Source organism: Providencia sp. PROV080, from assembly GCF_033688105.1.
In the GTDB taxonomy this organism is placed as follows: Bacteria; Pseudomonadota; Gammaproteobacteria; order Enterobacterales; family Enterobacteriaceae; genus Providencia; species Providencia zhejiangensis.
Window position 1 is genome coordinate 571185 of sequence record NZ_CP096346.1, and the last position, 24626, is coordinate 595810.

Annotated in this window: 20 protein-coding genes; 15 read left to right on the forward strand and 5 right to left on the reverse strand. The window is 42.2% G+C overall.

Translation table 11 applies throughout. The annotated features are described in order from the left end of the window. The first annotated feature begins 1 nt into the window (after window position 1). A complete protein-coding gene (gene rnz, locus M1F03_RS02450) occupies window positions 2-916 on the forward strand; it encodes a ribonuclease Z (protein ID WP_251465012.1) in 915 nt (304 codons plus the stop codon). 99 nt (window positions 917-1015) lie between these two features. On the opposite strand, the gene deoR is transcribed toward rnz, so the two are convergent. Then, the gene (gene deoR / locus M1F03_RS02455; RefSeq protein WP_251465014.1) at window positions 1016-1795 is read right to left on the reverse strand and encodes a DNA-binding transcriptional repressor DeoR; all 780 of its coding nucleotides are present in this window, start codon (window positions 1793-1795) and stop codon (window positions 1016-1018) included. A 46-nt stretch (window positions 1796-1841) separates the two neighbouring features. After that, entirely contained in the window at window positions 1842-2510 is a 669-nt protein-coding gene (gene deoC, locus M1F03_RS02460; RefSeq protein ID WP_251465016.1) for a deoxyribose-phosphate aldolase, read from the reverse strand. A gap of 173 nt (window positions 2511-2683) precedes the next feature. Here deoC and rbsK point away from each other — a divergent pair, with 173 nt between their 5' ends. The 3 genes from rbsK to M1F03_RS02475 all read left to right on the forward strand — a co-directional run bounded on the left by rbsK (window position 2684) and on the right by M1F03_RS02475 (window position 6065). Beyond that, window positions 2684-3604: a ribokinase gene (rbsK, locus tag M1F03_RS02465; RefSeq protein ID WP_154623537.1), complete on the forward strand. Its 921-nt coding sequence runs from the start codon at window positions 2684-2686 to the stop codon at window positions 3602-3604. An 81-nt stretch (window positions 3605-3685) separates the two neighbouring features. Further along, window positions 3686-4990: an L-fucose:H+ symporter permease gene (fucP, locus tag M1F03_RS02470; RefSeq protein ID WP_154623538.1), complete on the forward strand. Its 1305-nt coding sequence runs from the start codon at window positions 3686-3688 to the stop codon at window positions 4988-4990. 58 nt (window positions 4991-5048) lie between these two features. Next, a complete protein-coding gene (locus M1F03_RS02475) occupies window positions 5049-6065 on the forward strand; it encodes an aldose 1-epimerase family protein (RefSeq protein ID WP_163860622.1) in 1017 nt (338 codons plus the stop codon). 133 nt (window positions 6066-6198) lie between these two features. Here the strand turns inward: M1F03_RS02475 and M1F03_RS02480 are convergent, their stop codons facing one another. Continuing rightward, window positions 6199-6594, reverse strand: coding sequence for a DUF2750 domain-containing protein (locus M1F03_RS02480; RefSeq protein WP_163860623.1), 396 nt, complete (start codon window positions 6592-6594; stop codon window positions 6199-6201). 193 nt (window positions 6595-6787) lie between these two features. Between M1F03_RS02480 and M1F03_RS02485 the strand changes: the two genes are divergently transcribed. The 7 genes from M1F03_RS02485 to dusA all read left to right on the forward strand — a co-directional run bounded on the left by M1F03_RS02485 (window position 6788) and on the right by dusA (window position 15364). Continuing rightward, window positions 6788-7807, forward strand: coding sequence for a mechanosensitive ion channel family protein (locus tag M1F03_RS02485; RefSeq protein ID WP_154623541.1), 1020 nt, complete (start codon window positions 6788-6790; stop codon window positions 7805-7807). A 271-nt stretch (window positions 7808-8078) separates the two neighbouring features. Beyond that, window positions 8079-10238 (forward strand): ornithine decarboxylase, encoded by a 2160-nt coding sequence (locus M1F03_RS02490; protein ID WP_154623542.1) that lies wholly within the window; start codon window positions 8079-8081, stop codon window positions 10236-10238. 104 nt (window positions 10239-10342) lie between these two features. Beyond that, the gene (locus M1F03_RS02495; protein WP_154623543.1) at window positions 10343-11278 is read left to right on the forward strand and encodes a nucleoside hydrolase; all 936 of its coding nucleotides are present in this window, start codon (window positions 10343-10345) and stop codon (window positions 11276-11278) included. Window positions 11279-11384: 106 nt separating this feature from the next. After that, entirely contained in the window at window positions 11385-11864 is a 480-nt protein-coding gene (locus tag M1F03_RS02500) for a DUF6882 domain-containing protein (protein WP_154623544.1), read from the forward strand. 92 nt (window positions 11865-11956) lie between these two features. Beyond that, a complete protein-coding gene (locus M1F03_RS02505) occupies window positions 11957-12787 on the forward strand; it encodes an inositol monophosphatase family protein (protein ID WP_251465019.1) in 831 nt (276 codons plus the stop codon). 409 nt (window positions 12788-13196) lie between these two features. Next, complete coding sequence (locus M1F03_RS02510; RefSeq protein ID WP_154623824.1) at window positions 13197-13841, forward strand: hypothetical protein; 645 nt, start codon at window positions 13197-13199, stop codon at window positions 13839-13841. A gap of 512 nt (window positions 13842-14353) precedes the next feature. Continuing rightward, window positions 14354-15364 carry a tRNA dihydrouridine(20/20a) synthase DusA gene (gene dusA / locus M1F03_RS02515; RefSeq protein WP_163860627.1) on the forward strand — a complete coding sequence of 337 codons (1011 nt, stop codon included), beginning with the start codon at window positions 14354-14356 and terminating at the stop codon, window positions 15362-15364. Window positions 15365-15409: 45 nt separating this feature from the next. On the opposite strand, the gene M1F03_RS02520 is transcribed toward dusA, so the two are convergent. Then, a complete protein-coding gene (locus M1F03_RS02520; RefSeq protein ID WP_163860628.1) occupies window positions 15410-16393 on the reverse strand; it encodes an NADPH:quinone reductase in 984 nt (327 codons plus the stop codon). 339 nt (window positions 16394-16732) lie between these two features. Here M1F03_RS02520 and dnaB point away from each other — a divergent pair, with 339 nt between their 5' ends. The 3 genes from dnaB to M1F03_RS02535 all read left to right on the forward strand — a co-directional run bounded on the left by dnaB (window position 16733) and on the right by M1F03_RS02535 (window position 20663). After that, window positions 16733-18142: a replicative DNA helicase gene (gene dnaB, locus M1F03_RS02525; RefSeq protein ID WP_154623822.1), complete on the forward strand. Its 1410-nt coding sequence runs from the start codon at window positions 16733-16735 to the stop codon at window positions 18140-18142. A 174-nt stretch (window positions 18143-18316) separates the two neighbouring features. Then, a complete protein-coding gene (gene alr / locus M1F03_RS02530) occupies window positions 18317-19399 on the forward strand; it encodes an alanine racemase (RefSeq protein WP_196714000.1) in 1083 nt (360 codons plus the stop codon). 67 nt (window positions 19400-19466) lie between these two features. Further along, entirely contained in the window at window positions 19467-20663 is a 1197-nt protein-coding gene (locus tag M1F03_RS02535; RefSeq protein ID WP_196714001.1) for an aromatic amino acid transaminase, read from the forward strand. Between the two features lie 110 nt (window positions 20664-20773). Here the strand turns inward: M1F03_RS02535 and uvrA are convergent, their stop codons facing one another. Further along, window positions 20774-23608 carry an excinuclease ABC subunit UvrA gene (gene uvrA / locus M1F03_RS02540; RefSeq protein WP_154623820.1) on the reverse strand — a complete coding sequence of 945 codons (2835 nt, stop codon included), beginning with the start codon at window positions 23606-23608 and terminating at the stop codon, window positions 20774-20776. Between the two features lie 397 nt (window positions 23609-24005). Between uvrA and M1F03_RS02545 the strand changes: the two genes are divergently transcribed. Then, entirely contained in the window at window positions 24006-24524 is a 519-nt protein-coding gene (locus tag M1F03_RS02545) for a single-stranded DNA-binding protein (RefSeq protein ID WP_154623819.1), read from the forward strand. Window positions 24525-24626: the final 102 nt, after the last annotated feature.

The following is a 24626-nucleotide window of genomic DNA, read 5'->3' on the forward strand; positions in this document are numbered from 1 at the left end:
TATGGAGTTAACTTTTCTTGGCACCAGTGCTGGAGTGCCGACAAAAGAGCGCAATGTCACCAGTATGCTATTAAATTTAACGGGTATTCGTAAGACATATTGGCTGTTTGATTGTGGTGAGGGTACCCAACACCGTATTCTTAATAGCGTATTTAAGGCGCCAAGAATTGAGAAAATTTTTATTACTCATCTGCATGGGGATCATATTTTCGGTTTGCCAGGGTTGTTATGCAGCCGTTCAATGGGAGGATCGACAGACTTGTTAACCTTATACGGTCCGAAAGGGTTAAAACAGTATGTTGAAACGGCGCTCACCATAAGTGGCTCGTATTTAACTTATCCGTTAGACATTGTTGAGATAGAGGCTGGACAACTGTTTGATGATGGCGAGTTGATTGTGACTGCATACGCGTTAAATCATCGTGTTGAATGTTATGGCTATCGTATTGAAGAACATGCGAAAAAAGGCGCATTGAATACAGAAAAACTCGCTCAAGATAACATTCCCCGCGGACCATGGATGCAAGCTTTGAAAGCTGGTGAAACGGCCCAATTAGAAGATGGGCGTACAATAAAGGGGGCTGACTATTTGGGGGAACCCAAACCCGGTAAGGTGATAGCGCTTTTTGGTGATACGGCGCCAACAGAGCAGGCGGTATTGCTTGCAAAAGATGCCGATGTGATGGTGCATGAAACGACGTTAGAAAATGCGTATCAAGAAAAAGCCAATGAGCGCGGCCATTGTACGACAGGGCAAGCGGCATTGGTTGCGCAAGCGGCCAACGTAAAACGTTTTATTGCAACTCACATTAGTGGACGTTATAGCGCTGAAGATGTGCCGATGTTGTTGGCAGAATGTCAGGCTATTTTCCCTAATACAGAGATGGCATCGGATTATTTAACGATTAAAATTTAATGAGTAAGTCATCTACAAAATATCGATGATGTCGACTCGCAAAAATGGCGGGTCGACGACAGTCGCTAAAAGCGACATAAGCAATAGAGAGTCGCAAAGTTAGTAAATAACCTTCACAAATCCATTGCGGCAATAGGTTTCATACTCGTCAGAGAGTGGGCGATTCGTGATAATCACATCAAATTGCGAGAGAGCGCCCATATTCGCCGTCGCTACCTCATCAAACAAGTTGTATGTTGCTAGTAAGATTTTACGGATCGATTTTTCCATCGCTTTTTTCTTCATGGGCAAATCATCTAAGTTATAGCACGTGACACCATAGGTACTGTGTATACCCGCCGCTGAGATAAACGCTTTTTTGGGGTTTATGGAATCAAGGATGGATGGCTGAGTAGGATTATAAAAGGAATCACTTTTTGGACGATATTCTCCGCCACATAGCAGAGCAGTCGCATTTTTTTTCTGACTTAATGCCAGAAAAACGTTATGAGAATAACAAATGCCTGTAAAGCTGATATCTTCAGGAATTAAGGAGATTAGTGTCGCCATTTCGATACCATTATCGAAAAAGATCACATCGTCTTCTGACACCATGCTAGCCGCTAAGTTAGGAATATACAGCTCTTCAGTTTGGTCGGGGGTAAAGATATCGGCTTGTGGATCTTTTGAGGTCAGTGAGGATGGCTGAGTAACAGAAACGATATAGCCGCCAAGTAACGACATCGGGATAGGGCCTTCGGTATCGGCATTAAGGTCACGGCGAATCGTCATTTCAGAGACTTCAAGTATTCTGGCCGCTTCTTTAAGGTGAATTCTTCCTGAGCGTTTGATGCATTCACTCAAACGGCGGAGGCGTTCTTTTTGTTTTGTTTCTATCACCGAGCAATCCTTTTTTAATCGGCGCGGGCCTGCCGCGCCCCATCGTTTAGTACCCACTTGAGGTTACATTATCTCCCGAAACAATCGCGACACTGGCACTTGCGCCAACACGATTGGCTCCGGCTTTGATCATTTTTTCTGCGGTTTCTCGATCGCGTACACCGCCAGATGCTTTTACACCAATTTCATCACCAACGACTTTACGCATTAATGCGACATGCTGTTCTGTGGCTCCCATTGTACTGAAACCTGTTGAGGTTTTCACAAAACCAACTTTCAATGTGCGGCAAATTTCACAAACTTGGATAATTTCTTCATCGGTTAACAAGCAAGTCTCTAAAATGACTTTCAATGTCGCATCACCACATGCGGCTAACACAGCAGCAATATCTTGACGAACGAACTCAAGATCACCACTCTTTAGCATACCAACGTTGATCACCATATCAACTTCATTTGCTCCATGACGAACGGCTTCAGCCGCTTCGAAGGCTTTCGCTTCGGTTAAGCATGCACCCAGCGGAAAGCCTACCACACAACAAACCATAACATCGCTATTTTTTAGGCATTCGCTGGCTAAAGGCACATAGCCTGTATTCACACAAACAGAAGCAAAGTGATGTTCAGCAGCTTCAGCACAGAGCTGTTTGATATCACTAACAGTAGCGTTAGCCGCTAACAGTGTATGATCGATATATTGTGCTAAGTTTTTCATTTAAATGTTTCCTATTAAGAATAAATATGGAGTCAATAACAATGAATGAAAAAATGTGGCGGATATAACACTTGGTCATTCGTTATTCGAGATCTTAATCACAAATGATATTTATGCAACATGATAATGTTATTATCATATCATTATGTGATTTATTTAACACGAGGGACATTATGGATATAGCAGTTATAGGTTCAAATATGGTCGATCTGATCACTTACACTGATCAGATGCCAAAAGAGGGCGAAACCTTGGAAGCGCCTGCATTTAAAATTGGCTGTGGTGGTAAAGGTGCCAATCAGGCGGTTGCTGCTGCGAAACTTAATTCAAAAGTCATAATGTTAACAAAAGTAGGCGATGATATTTTTGCAGATAATACCATTCGCAATCTTGAGTCTTATGGCATAAATACACGCTATGTTGAAAAAGTGCCTTGCACTTCGAGTGGTGTGGCACCTATTTTCGTGAATCCAAATTCTGCGAATAGCATTCTTATTGTAAAAGGAGCAAATAAGTTTTTATCTCCAGAGGATATTGAGCGCGCCGCAGAAGATCTGAAAAAATGTAAGTTAATCGTATTGCAGCTTGAAGTGCAATTAGAAACGGTTTATCACGCGATCGCATTCGGTAATAAGCATAATATACCGGTATTGCTAAATCCTGCACCAGCACAACGCACGTTAGATCTTGATTTTGCTTGTCGTTGTGACTTCTTTGTACCTAATGAAACTGAACTGGAAATTTTGACAAATATGCCTGTTGATACGATGGAAAATATTCGTCGTGCAGCGCAGTCTTTATTAGATAAAGGATTAAAAAATCTGATTGTCACATTGGGCGATAAAGGGGCGCTATGGATGACGCGTGACAATGAGTTATTGATCCCCGCGATTAAAGTCAATGCGGTGGATACCAGCGGAGCCGGTGATGCCTTTATTGGTTGTTTCTCTCACTACTATGTGCACACAGGTAATGTCGCCGAAGCATTAAAAAAAGCGGTGATGTTTTCTGCATTTAGTGTAACAGGTAAAGGTACCCAATCTTCTTACCCTAGCATTGAGCAATTTACAGAGTTTGTTCAACTTAATAGTTAATAGAAAACAATATCCCTCGATGTTAAATGCGGCCGTAGAGCCGCAATTCAGCGGATATTAATAATAAAAATAAGGGTTACTATGAACATCAAAAATATCACTCAGTTGCCTGATGGCTACCTGAGTCGGACTCCTATATTCCAATTTATCCTACTGTCCTGCCTTTTCCCGTTATGGGGGTGTGCAGCGGCACTTAATGATATTCTGATTACACAGTTTAAAAGCGTTTTTGAATTAAGTAACTTTGCCTCTGCTTTGGTACAAAGTGCTTTCTATGGCGGTTATTTTTTAATTGCCATTCCTGCTTCATTAGTAATTAAAAAAACCAGTTATAAATATGCCATTATGGTTGGTTTGATCTTATATATTGCTGGTTGCTCGATGTTCTTTCCTGCTTCACATATGGCAACTTATACCATGTTTTTAGCTGCAATCTTTGCAATAGCAATTGGTTTGAGTTTCTTAGAAACCGCAGCGAATACTTATAGTTCAATGATTGGTCCAAAACAGTATGCAACATTACGTTTAAATATCAGCCAAACTTTCTATCCGATTGGGGCTGCTGGCGGTATTTTATTAGGTAAGTATTTGGTGTTCTCTGAAGGGGAAAGCCTACAAAGCCAAATGGCCAATATGAATCCTGAACAAGTACATCAATTCCGTTTGGAAATGCTAGAAAATACACTAGAACCTTATCGTTATATGATTATGGTGCTAGTGATTGTGATGATTTTATTCCTGCTAACGAAATTCCCAAAATGTAAAGTGGCTGAGACTAAAGATCACAAACGACCTTCCGCATTAGAGACGTTGAAATATCTCGCTAAAAATAGCCGTTTCAGAAAAGGGATTATCGCACAGTTTTTATATGTTGGTATGCAAGTCGCTGTCTGGTCATTCACCATTCGTCTTGCGCTGGAAATGGGCGATATTAATGAACGTGATGCGTCTAACTTCATGGTTTACAGTTTTGCCTGCTTCTTTATCGGTAAATTTGTAGCAAATATCTTAATGACTCGGTTTAACGCTGAAAAAGTGTTGATTATTTATTCAGTGATTGGGGCTCTATTCCTAGCGTATGTGGCCTTTGTCCCAAGTTTCACCGCCGTGTACGCAGCGGTATTGGTGAGTATTCTCTTTGGACCTTGTTGGGCAACCATTTATGCGGGAACGTTAGATACCGTTGATAACGAGCATACTGAAATGGCGGGGGCTGTCATTGTTATGGCAATAGTCGGTGCTGCATTTGTACCTGCGGTTCAAGGCTATGTGGCGGATGTATTGCACTCATTACAACTCTCTTTCTTAGTTTCTATGTTGTGCTTTATCTATGTCGGTATCTATTTTGTGGGTGAACGCCGCTTTAAAGCAAAACAAGCTGAATAAGTTATTTTGAGGCAGGTTAAGCCTGCCTCATTCCTTTAATTTAACCGTGAGTATGAAAATGAACACAATTATTCCGCTTCACAAAAGCTTATTTACGGATAGAGCAAGCCTTATCATAAAAAATAATCAATTTACGGTCAGTGCATTTCGTTATGCATCGGGTGTTGAAGGGCTTCGAGTCGAGAATTCACAAGGATATCTAACAATTTTACCTTTCCTAGGTCAGATGATCTGGGATGCCGAATTTTGTGGACATAATCTGAAAATGGATAATATGTTTTCAGAGCCAAAACCAGTTAAAACCGTAGTAGAAACATATGGTTGCTTTGCTTTTCATTCAGGTTTAATTAGCAATGGCTGCCCATCTCCAGAAGATAATCATCCATTACATGGCGAAATGCCTTGTGCCGCAATGGATCGCGCTTGGTTATCGTTATCGCATGATAGTGTGCGGGTGTGTGGTGACTATGAATATGTTATGGGATTTGGTCACCATTATCTTGCTGAGCCTTCTGTGACTTTAAACGCAAACAGTGCGTTATTTGAGATTAACATGTCGGTGACTAATTTGGCTTCAGTAGCGATGCCTCTACAATATATGTGTCATATGAACTATGCCTATGTGGATAACGCCCAACTGAGTCAAAATATTCCGGAAAGTGCGATGACGTTACGAGAATCAATTCCTGGGCATGTGAATCCAACACCGCAGTGGCTGGAATTTAATCAAGCTTTAAAATCGGGCGCGGTCACACTCAATCAGCTTGATCAACCGAATATGTGTGATCCTGAAATAGTCTTTTTTATGGATAACTTAGCGCAGTACACCTCACAACCAGAGTTCCGTATGACCTCGAAAGAGGGGGTGAGTTTTGTGACCCGCTTTCATTCTTCTGAGCTTAATTTTGCCACTCGCTGGATCCTTTACAATGGCGATCAGAAAGTTGGTGCCTTTGTGTTACCCGCGACTTGCCGGCCTGAAGGCTTTTTAGCGGCAAAGAATAATCAAACGTTGATTTGGTTAGGTGCTGGTGAAAAACGACAATTTACGGTAACCACCGGTGTTGAGCAATAATCTTCATTACATGGCAGGCAGCTTAAAAACTGCCTGTTATTGAAGATTAAAGTGGGTGAGCTTTGATAAGGCCACTGATAATCAATCAATAAAAGTCAGATCGATAGTGGCAATAAAAGTGGCATGATCGTTATCATTCATATTGCTCACACTCTTCGATCAGATCTTGTAGCAGTGTTTTGGGTTCAGCGATGACATATGTTTTACATTGCGGATCCATCATGATCGCGACTGTCATATTCGCGCCATCCATATCCGGTAATATCTCTGTCATAAAATGTTCTAGTGATAGCCGCGTCGGGATGCAATTTGTCTTTTTGCCATCAAGATGACGCTGTGCATAAGCTTTAGCTGGCCAAACAGGGAGTAATAACCGTCCATTGTTATCGTGTATTGTCGTAATCTGATCATGCGCGAAAAGTACCCACACGGCCTCCCAATCGGCAATTTTTCCCACAAAGTAGCGATACTTTTGTTGTAAATTCAATGCAAGGACGTTATCGATCTCTTTTGAGTTTGGGCTAAACATAAGATGTCTCTATATTAGAATTGGAAGCTCTAAAAAAGTAACTTGATAATTAATAGGAAAATAACGTTCAAAATTGTTATCTTAGTGAGGTTTTATTGCTGCGTTTTATCCACTCAGAGTTTATCTAAAATAGCGTAGTAGACAAACAAGGTATCATTAAAAAAGAATATAAAGCGATGCGGAGCGGTGAAATATGATTGATACATTACTCGAAAAGTATGCCATTGGCATTACCATCATTGCGGTATGTTTAGCCGTTGCGGTTGTTTTCGAGATAATAAGCAAAAAACGTAAGCATAAGCATAAAAATAAAAGTATTTTTATTCATGTCATCCAGACAGCAGTGCTATGTAGTATGGTCATTGTCGCTGCCCAATATGTTGATATGGCGGCTACAGATTTTCATTTAAGCTTTATTTCAACCCCTCTGATTAATTTCATTACTATTGCGATTATTGCCATTATTTTAGTGCGCAAGCTGTTTCAATTGGTCAATAGGCTAGAAAAGACGCAAATTAAAAAAGGGAGCGACCCAACCTCAGCACGTATTATTGCCCGAGTATTTAAAACCACCATTTTTGTCGTGATGATTTTGTTATTTGGCGAACATTTTGGGATGAGTTTGTCGGGGTTGATGGCTTTTGGTGGTATTGGTGGCATTGCCATTGGTATGGCGGGTAAGGATATTCTAAGTAACTTTTTCTCTGGGATTATGCTTTACTTTGATCGGCCTTTTAATATTGGTGATTGGGTCAGCTCGCCAGACCGAAATATTGAAGGTACGGTTGTGGAGATTGGCTGGCGTATCACAAAAATTGTTACTTTCGATCATAGACCACTCTATATCCCTAACTCATTATTCTCATCAATCAGTGTTGAGAATCCAGGGCGTATGACTAACCGACGCATCAAAACCTCATTAGGTTTACGTTATGAGGATGCAGATAAAGTGAGCGTTATTGTCAGTGATATTCGTAGTATGTTGCAGCAAGATCCCAATATTGATACGGGGCAAACGTTATTGGTTTATTTTGATGAATTCGCGGATTCATCGCTCAACATTATGGTGTATTGCTTCACGAAAACGACGGTGTGGGCGGAATGGTTAGCTGCTCAGCAAGATGTGTATTTAAAGATCATTGAGATCGTTAAACGTCACGATGCAGACTTTGCTTATCCTACACAGACATTGTATATGGAAAAAAACAACTAACCTCCCAACTTGGATAAATCGGCCGACTAATATGTGGTTAAAATTAAAAATATTAGTCGGTTAGTTGATATTGTGGTTTTTCTATAGCGTTTAATGCCAGTGGCGCAAAAATAACCCTGAATAATTTTATGCTATTAACCAGTAGCTTATCAAAATTTATCTACTCCATAATATTTATGATTCTTCCCGCACGTTCTGACAATTCCAATCTGATTTTCTATCAAGTATATTGTCGGCCTCTTTTCCTCAGCTAACTAAGGGCCAGACTGTTATGAACAAAATCAATGTGGCATGTAGCCAGGGGGTCGCTATCTATTTTACTGGAGAATTCCAATGGGTAGATATTCGCGATGCACAGTTAAACAATATCGCTGCTGTTGTGCTATCTGAACAGGATGCCAATCAAGGGCTATGGAAAAGAGTTATTGATAGTAAGTTAAGTATTCCGCTGTTTATCATTAGTGATAAACAGCTTCCTGATAATATCGAGATGCCGTCATATGTAACGGCAATACTGCCTCCTGCACCTGCTGAGCGTAACGAAAATAGCCGTCAATTACTCGACGCCGCGAATCGCTATCTTGAGCAGTTATTACCGCCATTTTTTGCTCGAATGATGGATTATGCTGCGGGTCATAATGTCACCTTCGCTTGCCCTGGACATCAAGGCGGGCAATTTTTCCGTCGCCATCCGACAGGGGAACAATTTTATCAGTTCTACGGTGAAAATCTTTTTCGTACCGACTTGTGCAATGCTGATGTAGCAATGGGGGATCTGCTGATCCATGAAGGGGCCGCAAAGGAAGCGCAAAAATTTGCGGCCACGGTTTTTAATGCCGATAAAACGTATTTTGTACTCAATGGCACATCATCATCAAATAAAGTGGTATTGAACGCGTTATTAACACCTGGAGACCTCGTGTTATTTGATCGCAATAACCATAAATCTAACCATCATGGTGCGTTAATTCAGGCAGGAGCAACGCCAATTTACCTTGAAACTGCACGTAATCCGTTTGGGTTTATTGGTGGGATTGATGCACATTGCTTTGAAGAAGATTATTTGCGTGAATTGATTACTGAAGTGATGCCCGAGAAACGCACGGCAGAACGACCATTTCGTTTGGCGGTTATTCAGTTAGGCACCTATGACGGCACGGTATATAACGCAAGGCAGGTTGTCGATAAGATTGGCCATTTATGTGAGTATATTCTGTTTGACTCTGCATGGGTGGGTTATGAACAATTCATTCCAATGATGCGTCAATGTTCGCCATTATTACTGGAATTAAATGAAAATGACCCAGGTATTATGGTGACACAATCCGTGCATAAACAATTAGCAGGCTTCTCACAAGCGTCGCAGATTCATAAAAAAGATAATCATATTAAAGGGCAAAACCGTTTTGTTTCTCATAAAAAGCTCAATAATGCTTTTATGATGCATGCATCGACCAGCCCGTTCTACCCGTTATTTGCTTCCTTAGATGTGAATGCGCGTATGCATCAAGGCGATGCGGGCGAAATGATGTGGATGGAGTGCGTTAAGCTCGGTATTGAAATTAGAAAATCCATCATCAAACATTGCCAATATTTCAGGCCGTTTGTGCCTGAATGGGTCGATGGTAAACCATGGCAGGATTATCCAACAGAGCAAATAGCTTCCGAGCAGCGTTTCTTTAATTTTATTCCAAATGAACGTTGGCATGCTTTTGAGGGTTATGCAAAAAACCAATATTTTGTTGATCCTTGCAAGTTAATGTTAACGACGCCGGGGATTGATGCTCAAAGTGGCGACTATGAATCCTTTGGGGTTCCAGCGACGATTTTGGCTCATTTTTTGCGCGAACATGGTGTGATCCCTGAAAAATGTGATCTGAATTCGATTCTCTTTTTGCTCACGCCAGCGGAGAGCAAAGAGAAGCTGGATTTGTTAGTCATGCATTTGGTGCGTTTTGAGCAGTTACTGGAAGAAGATGCATTATTAGAAGATGTGCTGCCATCCGTCTATCAGCGTTATCAAGAGCATTACCAAGGCTATACTTTGCGCCGTTTATGCCAAGAGATGCATCAATTAAGTGTGCAGTACAATATTAAGCAGTTACAGAAAGAGATGTTCCGTAGACAACATTTTCCTACGGTCAAAATGAACCCACAACAGGCTCACCTTGAATTTATTCGAGGCAATGTGGAATTACTTCCACTTAGTGAATTGGAAGGCCGAATTGCCGTTGAAGGCGCATTACCTTACCCACCGGGAGTGCTGTGTGTGGTGCCGGGTGAGGTTTGGGAAGGACCTGTATTACGTTATTTTCAAGCGCTCGAAGCTGGAATTAACTTACTGCCGGGGTTTGCGCCCGAGCTACAAGGTGTCTATATTCCGAAAACGGAAGATGGACAGAAACGTGTCTATGCGCATGTTTTAAAATAAAATGACCTTTATTTTGTAGCGGTTCATAGATTTTACTTGATGAGCTGGTTAGATTGGGAGCTGTTTAGCAAACAGCTCCTTTTTCATTCAATAAGGTAAGGTGTATGGCAAAGAAAATTATCCTAGATTGCGATCCGGGACATGACGATGCGATTGCGTTGTTATTGGCTTATGGTAATCCTGAAATAGATTTATTGGCTGTCACTACTGTCGCGGGTAATCAAACTCTTGAAAAAGTCACTCATAATGCGCTTGCTGTTGCGGAAATGGCAAAAATTCGGGGAATTCCGTTTGCGGCAGGTTCACCTCGGCCATTAGTACGTGAAGTGGAAATTGCTCCTGATATTCATGGAGATTCAGGGCTTGATGGTCCTCAATTACCAGAACCATCGCTAACATTAGAAAATAGTCATGCAGTAGAATTGATCATAAAATTGATCATGTCGCATCCTCCTAAAACCATCACTTTAGTGCCTACAGGGGCACTGACCAATATTGCATTAGCAGCAAGGCTTGAGCCGCGTATTGTGGAGCGGGTAAAGGAAGTTGTGTTAATGGGCGGCGGTTACCATGTTGGAAACTGGAGCCCTGTGGCTGAATTTAATATTAAGATTGATCCGGAAGCCGCACATATTGTTTTTAATGAAAAATGGCCACTCACCATGGTTGGCTTAGACCTCACTCACCAAGCACTTGCAACGCCGGATGTTATCGAAAACATCGCTAAAGTTGGCACACCTTGTTCGCAATTTGTTGTCGAATTACTCGATTTCTTTGGCAAAATGTATAAACAGGCGCAAGGTTTTGATGCCCCACCAGTGCATGACCCTTGTGCTGTTGCCTATGTTATCGACCCTTCCGTAATGACGACACAACGTGTTCCCGTGGATATTGAGCTAACAGGAACGTTAACTTTAGGGATGACCGTTGCTGATTTCCGCCATCCTGCCCCTGCTGATTGTCATACTCAAGTCGCGGTAAAATTAGATCATGCTAAATTCTGGCAACTGGTGGTGGATGCCTTAAAACATATTGGGTGATAAATAGCTATTAGGTCATGTTGAATCCCCATAGTTTAGCTGGCCTAATCTATCACTATGTAATGATTTTCTTTCTGTTATTAAGTTGTAATTTAGGAATGCTTATATGAATCAAGATGCTGAAAACTTACCTTATGACATATTGCTAGCCCGTAGCATGAACGCCTTGCAACATAAGAGTCAATTTCATTGTGATACTTGGAAACTTGATCAAGCGAGTTGGTCTGTTGATCAAGAAGAAGGCACTATCGTTTTTCAGGCGCCAGACGATATTGTGGCAGTTGCCCCCGTGCAAATTATCGGCACTTATGATCAAAACCAAGGAAATTGGCTGTGGGGATGGGCGAATAGCTCGATCGAAGAACCATTATTACAAGATGCTTTAGCCGTACAAGAATTTGCTGAACGCAAAGGCTATGATCAATTAACCGAAGCCATGTGTCAGATCGATGAAAGCGAAGCTTGGGAATTTGCCGCACTGGCTTGTGAGTTAAATGAACGCCAAGGGGTATACCGCGGTGCCGCAGGGAATACGTTAATTTTTATGTCGTTTGGTGAAGTTAAGCTCCATAAAAATAATGCATAATCATTGAGTAACAAAAAGCATGATTATCTCTCCCTAATTATTCTTGGAAGTTATAATGACGTTCTGTCTTATGCTTTGGGAGGATAAACACGATGTTAGCAATAGCACTTGAAGCGGCGAAATCGGTCACAGCGATGACTGTGGAAGCATTTCAAGGCGCTGGACGATTTGATTACAAGCCGGATCGTTCAGTTGTCACTCAAACGGATTTGCGAGTTGAATCTGAATTGCGTGAATTATTCGCTCGACGCACCCCTAATATCCCCATTCTTGGCGAAGAATTTGGCCTTGAAGGCAGTAAATCATTCGATTCGGGCTGGGTTATTGACCCTATCGATGGTACTCGTGCTTTTATTTATGGTGTTCCGTTATTTAGCACCTTGATTGCTTATGTTGAGCATGGTGAGCCTATTGTCGGTGTCATTAGCTTTCCCGCTATTTCTACAATTATGTACGCTGCAAAAGGGGATGGCTGCTATTTAGACACAGGTAACAGCTCTAGACGGCTAGTCTTAGCAAAAGACGCACCAAAAGAGCTGGCGAATGCGGTGGTTTCAGCATCAGGTATTCATAGTAGCACTTACGATCCACGAGATGGAACAACGCTTTATCATCTCGATCGTGTTGTCGGAGCGGCGCGTGATTTTATTTTTGCTAATGATGCTTATCAACATGCAATGGTTGCATCAGGCCGTATACATGCCGCTATTGATTCGATCATGAAACCTTGGGATAGTGCGGCGCTGATCCCCTGTATTCGCGAAGCTGGCGGAGAAGTCTGTACCTTAAGTGGTGAACGTGAAAAAGTGTTGTTTGGCGGCAGCTTACTCAGTGCTTCAACGCCGGAGCTTGCGGAGCACATTGTGAATTTGATGAATACACCGGTTTCTTCAGTGAATGCAGATGGTGATAAATGTTTATAGCCTATATTGCGGAATATCATATTGAACAATTCCCTCGTATTCGCGTATTTGGCAATTAATAAGAGAGATAAAAATTTATTTATATGAGTTTACAACATGTCACTAATAAAGTGACATGTTGTAATATGAACGTCTACTCTATTCTCTTCTACACTAAATAATCGAAAATTAATTATAATGAGTTTAATCTAAATGTAATCTTCAGTTTTAATTGGCTGAAAATCAATGATAAAGGAAGTTTATTTTAAAAAGCACACGTCATAATCGTCTCTTTTTTGCTTTTATATGCTTAGGTTTTAATAATAACAGGTTTTTATCTTTTTTATTTTATAATCTATCCGACAAATAAATTACTACTATAATTAATTTGTGTTTTTTCATCGGTGTTATATAAATAAATGAGGCTATTATGATTAAGTCTGGGTATATTGATGAAGTTTTAAAAGTTACTGAATCCACTAATTCAAATTCAGATAACTCAAGCGTGATTGTTAAATGTACTTTGGAAGAGAGTGATGAAATTATTGACCTTGTTTTTAGTAATGATGATAAATATATAGCCGAATTGTATGTGTCATTATTAGAATATGTTTCGCCAGATAGTTTCTTTAGCCTATATGTTGAGTTTTTTAGTTCCCCAAATCGGATAGAACAAAACCATCTTGTTAAGGGGTTTAAACTAGAGCTGCCAGCCTTCCTAGAACACATGGCGTTGTCAGACAGTGAGTCTGTTTTAAATAATAATCAGGACTCAGAAGACGATAACATTATGAAAGGCGAGATATATGGAGTAAACGAAATTAGTAAAGAATTAGATTCCGTGTACTATGAAGTGATTACAAGAGTAGAACGAGGAAACTATAAAATCGTATTATACTCTGAAAATATGAAGTCATTTTTCATTAACTATGCTGGGATGATCACTCGATATAATCTCTTACCTAGAAATACGATTAAGTTAGAGTATATCATGTATGTTGAGTTTTATGTTGCGAATAACAACAGCGAACTGCATTATTCGATACCACATGTTATGGAGGTTAATAAAGTCTAAATGAAAAAATAATCGACTAATATAAAAAGGGTGTGTGAATCTAAAATCTCACTGGGTTTTTATTGGTGGGATTTTTTATATTGCATTGTGATAATTTATTTCACTCTGTCTATGGCCTATTGATGAATTAGAATATTAAAAATATGTTTTATCGGGCCTATGGCTGCCATCGATAGAAGAGTATTAAACCGGTTGAATTCAATATGCGCACAGATTTTTAATAGAAAATAGTGTGTTTATACCTCATGGCATATTGAGTATCAATGCATGTAGCAGGGCTACCTTGTGTTTAAATGCTTTTGCCGTCTTCTTGATAGCAACCGAGCAGCGATATCGCACAGTACCATCTGCTCTCATTCTGAGGTCTATGTTATAATCGTCTATCTTATAGTATTTTCCATGGCAGATTTAGGTGTGGAGTTTCCCAAACAGGGGGCTTCAACGGGTGTTCTGGTAAAGCAAAAACACATTAAATAGGTCACAAAAGACATGGATACAAGACAGATACAACAATGACCGAAAATAAGGTTTTTCAAGGTATGACAGGTTACAAGAACATAAATAGATTTTCCGTTGCGCCGATGTTGGATTGGACTGACCGCCATTGCCGATACTTCCACCGTTTGTTGAGCAAAAATACGTTGCTCTATACTGAAATGGTCACCACAGGCGCTATTATTCACGGTAAAGGTGATTATTTAGCATTTAGTGAAGAAGAGCAACCTGTAGCACTACAGCTCGGCGGCAGTGACCCAGCGGCATTAGCGCAATGTGCAAAGTTAGCACAAGCGCGTGGTTACGATGAAATTAATCTTAATGTCGGTTGTCCATCTGATCGTGTACAGAATGGCCGTTTTGGCGCTTGTTTAATGGCAGATGCTCAGCTTGTGGCTGATTGTGTCAAAGCGATGCAGGACGTGGTGTCGATCCCAGTGACGGTGAAAACGCGGATTGGTATCGATGAGCAGGACAGCTACCAATTTTTGTGTGACTTTATTGAGACCGTTTCAGCCAAAGGCGGCTGTGAAATGTTTATCATCCACGCTCGTAAAGCATGGTTATCTGGCCTTAGTCCAAAAGAAAATCGTGAAATCCCACCCTTGGATTATCCGCGTGTTTATCAGCTAAAACGTGATTTTCCTCAGTTAACGATAGCAATTAATGGTGGAATAAAAACCCTAGAAGAAGCGAAAGAGCATTTACGCCACCTTGATGGTGTGATGGTAGGACGTGAAGCCTATCAAAATCCCACTATTTTGACTGCGGTAGATAACCAATTATTCGATAGTCAATTGCCGGTGGTGAATGCTGTGGATGCTGTTCAGCAAATGTTTCCTTATATCGAAAAAGAGTTGTCGCGAGGCACTTACTTGGGACATATTACCCGCCATATGCTAGGGATATTCCAAGGTATTCCAGGCGCTCGCCAATGGCGACGTTATTTGAGTGAGAATGCACATAAGAAAGGTGCAGATCTTGCTGTCGTCGAACAAGCCTTGGCATTAGTTACTCGAGATCAATAATTAGCGTTGGGATGGCAACCGCAGTTGGCATCCCAATCAAGCGAATTAAGGGATCAATAGACTAGAACCTTGCGTTTTTCTCGACTCTAATGTGCGGTGTGCCGTTTGCACATCTTTTAAGGCAAAAATCTGTTGCTCTGGTACATCCACGTTCAGTTTGCCACTCAATATCATATCAAACAGCGCACGGCTGGCTTGATCTAGCTCGGCTCTATTAGTGACGTAGACCCCTAATGATGGGCGAGTGACATATAAACCGCCTTTTTGATTTAATATTCCTAGGTTGACGCCTGTCACTGGGCCAGATGCATTACCAAAACTCACCATTAAACCACGGCGTTTCAGTGAATCGAGTGAGGCAATCCAAGTTGACTGGCCGACAGAGTCATAAACGACATTCACTTTTTCACCGTTGGTGATTTCTTTAACGCGTGCAGCAATATCTTCAGTTTGGTAATTAATCACTTCCCACGCACCAGCTGCTTTGGCGCGTTCTGCTTTTTCCGCACTACCAACCGTACCAATCATTTTGGCACCCAACGCTTTTGCCCATTGGCAAGCAATGAGTCCAACGCCGCCTGCTGCTGCATGGAATAAAAAGATTTCGTCGCGTTTGATTTGATAAGTTTGGTTCAGTAGGTAATAGACTGTCATACCTTTTAGGCCACATGCCGCGGCTTGATTAAAGGAAATATCATCGGGTAGATGGGCAACAGCCTGTTCTGGTACATTGTGAACTTCACTGTATGCGCCGAGAGGGCCTTGAGCATACATGACTCGGTCACCAGGGCGAAAACCTGTTACTTGGGAACCGGTTTTCACCACAATACCCGCAGCTTCTGTACCCAGGCCTGAGGGCAAATTGGCGACAGGGTATAAACCGCTACGTACATAGGTATCAATATAGTTGATACCTATGGCATGGTTTTCTATCTGAATTTCGTTATCGGCAGGGTCTTTTAGCTCAAAATCGGTATAATTCAGAACTTCGGGGCCACCATTTTGTACAAATTCAATGCGTTTTACCATGATCATCTCCGATAGTAACAGTATTGGACTCGTCGTCTTGCAAGTTATCTGTTGGTTGAGGTGTGTAGCGGACAAATTTTGATCCTTAATCCCATCGTGAGCTAGTTTCACGGGAATCATTGGATTTGTTGGCTACAAATATTCGAATTATTTAGAAGCTGATTTGTCTACCATATCAATCACTCAATAATAACGCTATGGTTTCGTGGTATGAATTATAGGTTTATCACTCATCGGACAACGATAAAAATTCTGTTCAGGAAGTAAAGAAAGCGCCCTTCAATAACAAGTTTGGCGTATACTAATATGTTAGTAAATAATGGATGTGGATAAGAAAGTATGGCTAAGAAATACCCTTCAGAAAACAAAAACAGTGCGCCGCGCGACCAGCAGATGGAAGGCTTAAAACTTCCACCGCATTCTATCGAAGCGGAGCAATCTGTATTGGGAGGGTTAATGCTAGATAACGAACGTTGGGATACTGTTTCTGAGCGCGTTACCCATGCAGACTTTTATAGTCGTCCACACCGTACTATTTTTGCTCAAATGCAAACCTTGCTAGAACAAGGCAAACCGATTGATCTGATCACGCTATCAGAGTCCCTAGAGCAACAAGGTGAGCTGGATGTAGTTGGGGGATTTGCTTACCTTGCCGAATTGTCAAAAAACACACCAAGTGCGGCGAACATTAATGCTTATGCGGACATTGTTCGTGAACGTGCTGTTGTGCGAGATATGATCTCGGTAGCGAATGAAATCGCCGATGCAGGTTATGACCCACAAGGGCGTAGTAGTGAAGATTTATTGGACTTTGCAGAAACGAAAGTCTTCCAAATTGCTGAATCGCGGGCCAATAAAGATGAAGGCCCAAAGGATATTGAAGCGATTTTAGCGGAAACCATCGAAAAAATTGAAAAACTATACCAGCAGCCGCATGACGGTGTGACTGGGGTGTCAACAGGCTACCAAGATCTCGATAAAAAGACAGCCGGCCTACAGGGCTCCGATTTAATTATTGTTGCTGCCCGTCCATCAATGGGGAAAACGACCTTTGCGATGAACTTGTGTGAAAATGCGGCAATGACGGAAGAAAAACCGGTTTTGATTTTCAGCTTGGAGATGCCCGGCAACCAGATCATGATGCGTATGTTGGCCTCATTATCCCGTGTTGACCAAACGCGTATTCGTACTGGGCAGCTTGATGATGAGGATTGGGCACGAATTTCGAGCACGATGGGGATCTTGTCTGAAAAGCGTAATATGTATATCGATGATTCCTCGGGGTTAACGCCGACAGAGGTTCGCTCACGCGCTCGCCGTATTTATCGTGAACATGGCGGCTTGAGCCTAATCATGATCGACTACCTACAGTTGATGCGAGTTCCTGCGTTATCAGACAACCGAACGTTAGAGATCGCGGAGATCTCTCGTTCACTTAAAGCGTTAGCGAAAGAGCTTAATGTACCCGTTGTGGCGCTTTCACAGCTAAACCGCAGCCTTGAGCAACGTGCAGATAAACGCCCAGTCAACTCCGACTTACGTGAATCAGGCTCTATCGAGCAGGATGCTGACTTGATCATGTTTATTTATCGTGATGAAGTTTATCACGACAACAGCGACTTGAAAGGCGTTGCGGAAATTATTATAGGTAAACAGCGTAATGGGCCAATTGGTACGGTTAGATTGACGTTCAATGGCCAATGGTCTCGCTTCGATAACTATGCGGGACCGGCTTACGATGATGAATAAACACTCACCCGATTTCGAGATGTCATTGCGTTGACTCAGTTCACTCGTCTTAGCCGCATACTTTGGTATGCCCCTAAGGCGTTTTTTTGTGTCGTGTTATGACAACTGGAATGATTTCGTGTATTCACTAACGGTAGTTTTAGTGATGAGAGCATAAAAATAAAAGAGGAAATAATGAAAGCGGCAACCGCATTAATTAACCGCCGCGCTCTGCGACACAATCTGCAACGCGTCAGAGAATTAGCACCACACAGTCGTCTCATTGCAATTGTTAAAGCAAACGCTTATGGCCATGGATTAACTGAAGTCAGTACCGGTATTGAAGACCTCGTTGATGGGTTTGGGGTTGCCCGTCTTAAGGAAGCTCTGGCATTAAGAGAAAAGGGAATAACAGCTCCCATCGTGTTACTTGAAGGTTTCTTTGAACATTCTGATCTGCCATTGTTAGTCACACACCGTATCGATACGGTTATCCATTGTATTGAACAACTTGAAATGTTGGAAAACGTTCAGTTAGCGACGCCTATCAAAGTTTGGATGAAACTTGATACGGGTATGCATCGCTTAGGTGTACTTCCTCAAGATGCGGAGGCGTTTTATCAGCGTTTACAAGCTTGTAAAAATGTCGAATTGCCTATCAATATTGTTAGCCATTTTTGTCAGGCTGATGAACCTGAATTACCTACAACCGCTAAACAAATCCATTGCTTCAAACAATTTATTGAGAATAAGGTCGGGGAAAAATCGATTGCGGCATCGGCAGGCATTCTATTATGGCCAGAAGCTCACTATGATTGGGTAAGACCGGGCATTATAATGTATGGCGCGTCTCCGCAAGAAGGAGTCCCCGCTAAATCCTTTGGTTTAGAAAGTGTGATGACACTTAAATCAACATTAATTGCCGTCAGAGAGCATGCTGCTGGGCAATGTGTCGGATATGGTGCAACATGGTGTAGTGACCGTGATACTCGACTTGGCGTCGTGGCAATTGGTTATGGTGACGGCTATCCTCGAAGTGCGCCATCGGGCACACCCGTTTTGGTTAATGGGCGAAAAGTGCCAATTGTAGGGCGCGTTTCTATGGATATGATCACCGTCGATTTAGGCCCAAATGCCAATGATAAAGTAGGTGATGAGGTGGTTTTATGGGGGAAAGCTCTGCCTGTTGAGGAAATTGCCAAACAAACAGGAATTATCAACTATGAACTGCTGACAAAATTAACCTCAAGAGTTGTCATGGAATATGTAGACGAATAACTGACAAAGGGTTATTTTCAAAAGACGAGACGAAAAATAGAATATTATCTGATTATGGAGATGTCCTGTGTACCAACACGTTGATTCCTATCCTGGCGATCCCATCCTTTCGTTAATGGATGAATTTAATAAAGATACTCGTGAAAACAAAATCAATTTGAGTATCGGCCTGTATTATGACGGTGAAGGCAAAACACCAGAGCTAAAAACAGTGGGCCATGCAAAAGCGGCTTTAAATAAGCTGCCACCAAGTGCATCACTGTATTTGCCGATGGAAGGTTTAAAAGATTATCGATTGGAGATCCAACACCTGCTATTTGGTGCTGATTGCCCACTGATCGCTCAAGAGCGTATTGCAACAGTACAAACGATAGGGGGGTCTGGTGCGCTAAAACTGGGTGCTGATTTCCTTCACCATTATTTCCCTCAATCTGAGGTTTGGTGTAGTGATCCAACATGGGAAAACCATGCCTCTATTTTTTCTGGTGCCGGTACCAAAGTTCACTACTACCCTTACTTTGATGAAAAAACTAAAGGGGTTAAATTTGCTGAAATGCTCGCAACATTTAAGACGTTGCCAGCAAATAGCATCATTTTAATGCATCCGTGTTGCCATAACCCAACGGGGTCTGATTTGACACCTGAGCAGTGGGATGAAGTGACTAAAGTCGCAAAAGCACAAAAACTGATCCCATTCTTAGATATTGCTTACCAAGGTTTCGCTGAAGGTATTGATGAAGATGCTTATGCTATCAGAGCGATGGTCAAAGCAGGTTTACCGGTATTCGTCAGTAATTCATTCTCCAAAATCTTTGGTATCTATGGTGAACGTGCTGGTGGCCTATCTGTTATTTGTGAAAACCAAGAAGAACGCGACCGCGTTCTTGGTCAGCTAAAAGCAGGGGTTCGTCGCCTTTATTCTAGCCCTCCATCAAACGGAGCTAAGATTGTGGCGCAAGTGCTGACTGATAGCGAACAAAAAGCACAATGGTTGAAAGAAGTTGAAGAGATGCGAGTGCGTATTGTCGAGATGCGTACAGTCCTCGTAGACGAACTGAAAAAAGCTTTACCTGAAAAGAACTTTGACCATCTGTTAAAACAACGCGGTATGTTCAGCTATACAGGATTTACAAAAGAACAGGTTGCTCGTTTGAAAGATGAGTTTGCGGTCTATTTAGTCGGAACTGGGCGAGTTTGTATGGCTGGAGTTAACCGCCATAACGTGCATCGTATCGTTGAAGCTTTTGCTGCGGTTAGTCAGTAACCGTCGAGTGATATCGTAAAAAAACGCAGGTAAATCCTGCGTTTTTTATTACAGAGGCAGTGACACAACGCGGCGATCAAAAACCGCCATTGTTTGGGTCACCGTGATATTTAGTAGCCACGTGCCAAGATTGGTTTTAAGAAACGAGCAGTATGCGATTTTTCACATTCCGCCACCTCTTCTGGGGTACCTGAAATTAATATTTCACCACCACCGCTGCCCCCTTCAGGGCCTAAATCGACAATCCAGTCAGCCGTTTTGATAACATCTAAGTTATGCTCAATGACCACAATGGTGTTACCTTGATCGCGTAATTGATGCAATACCGTCAGCAGCTGTTGGATATCTGCAAAATGTAAGCCAGTCGTTGGTTCATCAAGGATATAAATGGTTTGCCCAGTACCACGTTTCGATAATTCACGTGCAAGCTTCACGCGTTGCGCTTCACCACCAGACAAAGTGGTGGCTGACTGGCCTAAACGAATGTAGGAAAGACCAACATCCATCAATGTTTGCAGTTTACGCGCAAGAGCAGGGACGGCATCAAAGAAATCACGAGCCTCCTCAATAGTCATATCAAGTACTTCGTGAATGCTTTTTCCTTTGTATTTAATCTCTAATGTCTCACGGTTATAACGCTTACCTTTACACTGGTCACAGGGTACATAAACATCAGGTAAGAAGTGCATCTCAACCTTGATCACACCGTCGCCTTGGCAGGCCTCGCAGCGACCACCTTTGACGTTGAAACTAAAGCGACCTGGATTATAGCCACGAGTTCGTGATTCAGGTACACCTGCAAATAGTTCACGAATAGGTGTAAAGACCCCCGTATAGGTGGCTGGGTTTGAACGAGGTGTACGGCCGATAGGGCTCTGGTCGATATCAATGACTTTATCGAAATGCTCAAGACCCTCAACATCTAAATAAGGGGCAGGTGTGATGGTCGTTGCACCATTTAATTGACGCTGTGCGATAGGGAATAAAGTATCGTTGATCAGCGTGGACTTCCCTGAACCAGAAACGCCTGTAATACAAGTAAATAAGCCAACAGGGAGTTTAAGGGTGACATTTTTTAGGTTGTTCCCTTTCGCACCATGTAATTGGAGCATCTTGTCTTTATTCACGGGAACTCGTTTCTCGGGAATTTCGATTCGTCGTTCACCGCTTAAGAACTTACCCGTTAATGACTCTGGGTTGGCAATGATATCTTCTAATGTGCCTTGGGCAACAATTTGGCCGCCGTGCACACCGGCTCCAGGGCCAATATCAATAACGTGGTCTGCCGCACGGATTGCATCTTCATCGTGCTCAACCACAATCACGGTGTTACCTAAGTTACGTAGATGGATTAGCGTTTCTAACAGGCGGTCATTATCGCGTTGATGGAGTCCGATTGAAGGCTCATCAAGGACATACATAACTCCAACAAGCCCTGCACCGATTTGGCTGGCAAGACGAATACGCTGTGCCTCACCGCCGGATAAGGTATCCGCGGAGCGAGAAAGGGTTAGGTAATTAAGGCCTACGTTAACTAAGAATTTTAATCGATCACTGATTTCTTTTAGGACTTTTTCGGCAATTTTCGCCCTTTGTCCGCTGAGTTTTAGATTTTGGAAAAATGCCATAGCATGGCCAATGCTGTAATCGGCAATTTCAGGTAACGTGGTGTTTTCGACGAAAACAAAGCGTGCTTCTTTACGCAAGCGAGTTCCGTGACATGTCACACAAGGCCGGTTGCTGATATATTTTGCCAGTTCTTCACGTACCGCAGTAGATTCCGTTTCTTTATAGCGGCGCTCCATATTATTGAGCACCCCTTCGAATGGATGGCGGCGAACAGTGATATCACCTCGATCATTACGGTATTTGAACTCAATGGTCTCTTTCCCTGAGCCATATAAAATAATTTTTTGAATCGATGGGCTTAGGGATTCATAAGGAGCTTCAACATCAAATTTATAATGTTCCGCTAGGGATTGTAGCATTTGAAAATAGTAGAAGTTACGGCGATCCCAACCGCGGATAGCTCCTCCGGCTAAGGAAATCTCCGTACTTTGAATGACTCTTTCCGGATCAAAGAATTGTTGAACGCCAAGGCCATCACAACTTGGGCAAGCACCAGCCGGATTGTTAAAGGAAAAGAGACGTGGCTCTAATTCCATCATGCTGTAACCGCATACCGAGCAGGCAAAATTAGCGGAGAAAACGAGCTCTTCAGCTTGCGGGTCATCCATGTCGGCCACAATGGCTGTGCCACCCGACAATTCCAGTGCAGTTTCAAATGATTCAGCTAAACGTTGTGCAATATCATCACGGATCTTAAAACGATCAACGACCACCTCGATGGTGTGTTTCTTTTGTAATTCAAGGGGCGGTGGATCGGAGAGATCACAAACCTCACCATCAATACGCGCGCGGATGTAACCTTGAGAGGCTAAATTATCTAATAATTTGACATGCTCACCTTTACGATCTTTCACGACGGGGGCTAACAACATCATGCGGCGTTCAGAGGGCTGAGCCAAAACATTATCAACCATTTGGCTTACTGTTTGCGCTGCGAGTGGAATGTTATGGTCAGGGCAACGAGGTTCCCCAACACGAGCAAACAGCAAACGCAAGTAATCATGGATCTCAGTGATGGTACCGACTGTAGACCTCGGGTTATGAGAGGTGGATTTCTGTTCAATCGAAATAGCGGGTGATAGCCCTTCGATGTGGTCAACATCAGGTTTTTCCATCAGCGAGAGAAATTGCCTTGCATAAGCTGATAATGATTCAACATAGCGTCTTTGACCTTCCGCATAGAGCGTATCAAAGGCTAATGATGATTTCCCTGAACCGGACAACCCTGTAATAACTATCAGTTTGTCTCGGGGGATGATGAGATTGATGTTCTTAAGATTATGAGTGCGGGCACCGCGTACTTCGATATTATCCATTTACCACTTCCCGGATGATTTGATAGTGAACAATCATAAGTGGATCATTATCGCACAATTTAGACTGAATGAATATACAGTATTCTATTAAAAAAAAGATTATACATGTTATACTTCAAGCTCTCGCATTGCTGACGATACTGATTCGAACACATCATTATACCGATAATGATGCGGCTGACTGGTCGTCGGTTTGTTTATCAGTTGAATTCATTGAAGCCTATATTTTTTGTCTATCAACACTGATAATAATGATAGGGCTTAAATTTTCAAAGCGGTTCGCATTTTGATTGAACAGCGGGGATTTTCATCGGGAATGCGTATGCAATACTTGATTGGTCGTGTTAAACTTCATGACCAATACAGAGATTAAATCTAATGCATCAGGAGTGTTTAAATGGCCAGCAGAGGCGTAAATAAAGTAATTCTTATCGGTAACTTAGGGCAAGATCCTGAAATCCGTTACATGCCTAATGGCGGTGCCGTGGCAAACCTGACTCTGGCAACTTCTGAAAGCTGGCGTGATAAGCAAACCGGCGAAATGCGTGAGAAAACAGAATGGCACCGCGTGGTTATTTTCGGCAAATTAGCTGAAGTTGCGGGTGAATATCTGAAAAAAGGTTCTCAGGTATACATCGAAGGTTCTTTGCAAACGCGTAAATGGCAGGACCAAAGTGGTCAAGATCGTTATACCACAGAAGTCGTGGTTAACATTGGCGGGTCAATGCAAATGCTAGGCGGACGCGGCGGTGAATCTTCAGGCCAAAGCCAAGGTGGCCAAGGTGGTTGGGGGCAACCACAGCAACCAGCAGCGCAACAATTTAGTGGTGGTGGCGCACCAGCGCGTGCACCGTCATCGCCAGCTCCACAAAGCAGTGAGCCACCAATTGATTTTGATGACGATATTCCGTTCTGAATGACATAAAGTAATTATTGTTAAGTAATTTATAATCAGGTTTATTTAATAGATTGGTTTTACAGACAATAAATGAAAAATAAAGCCCTTTGAGTGTGTAAA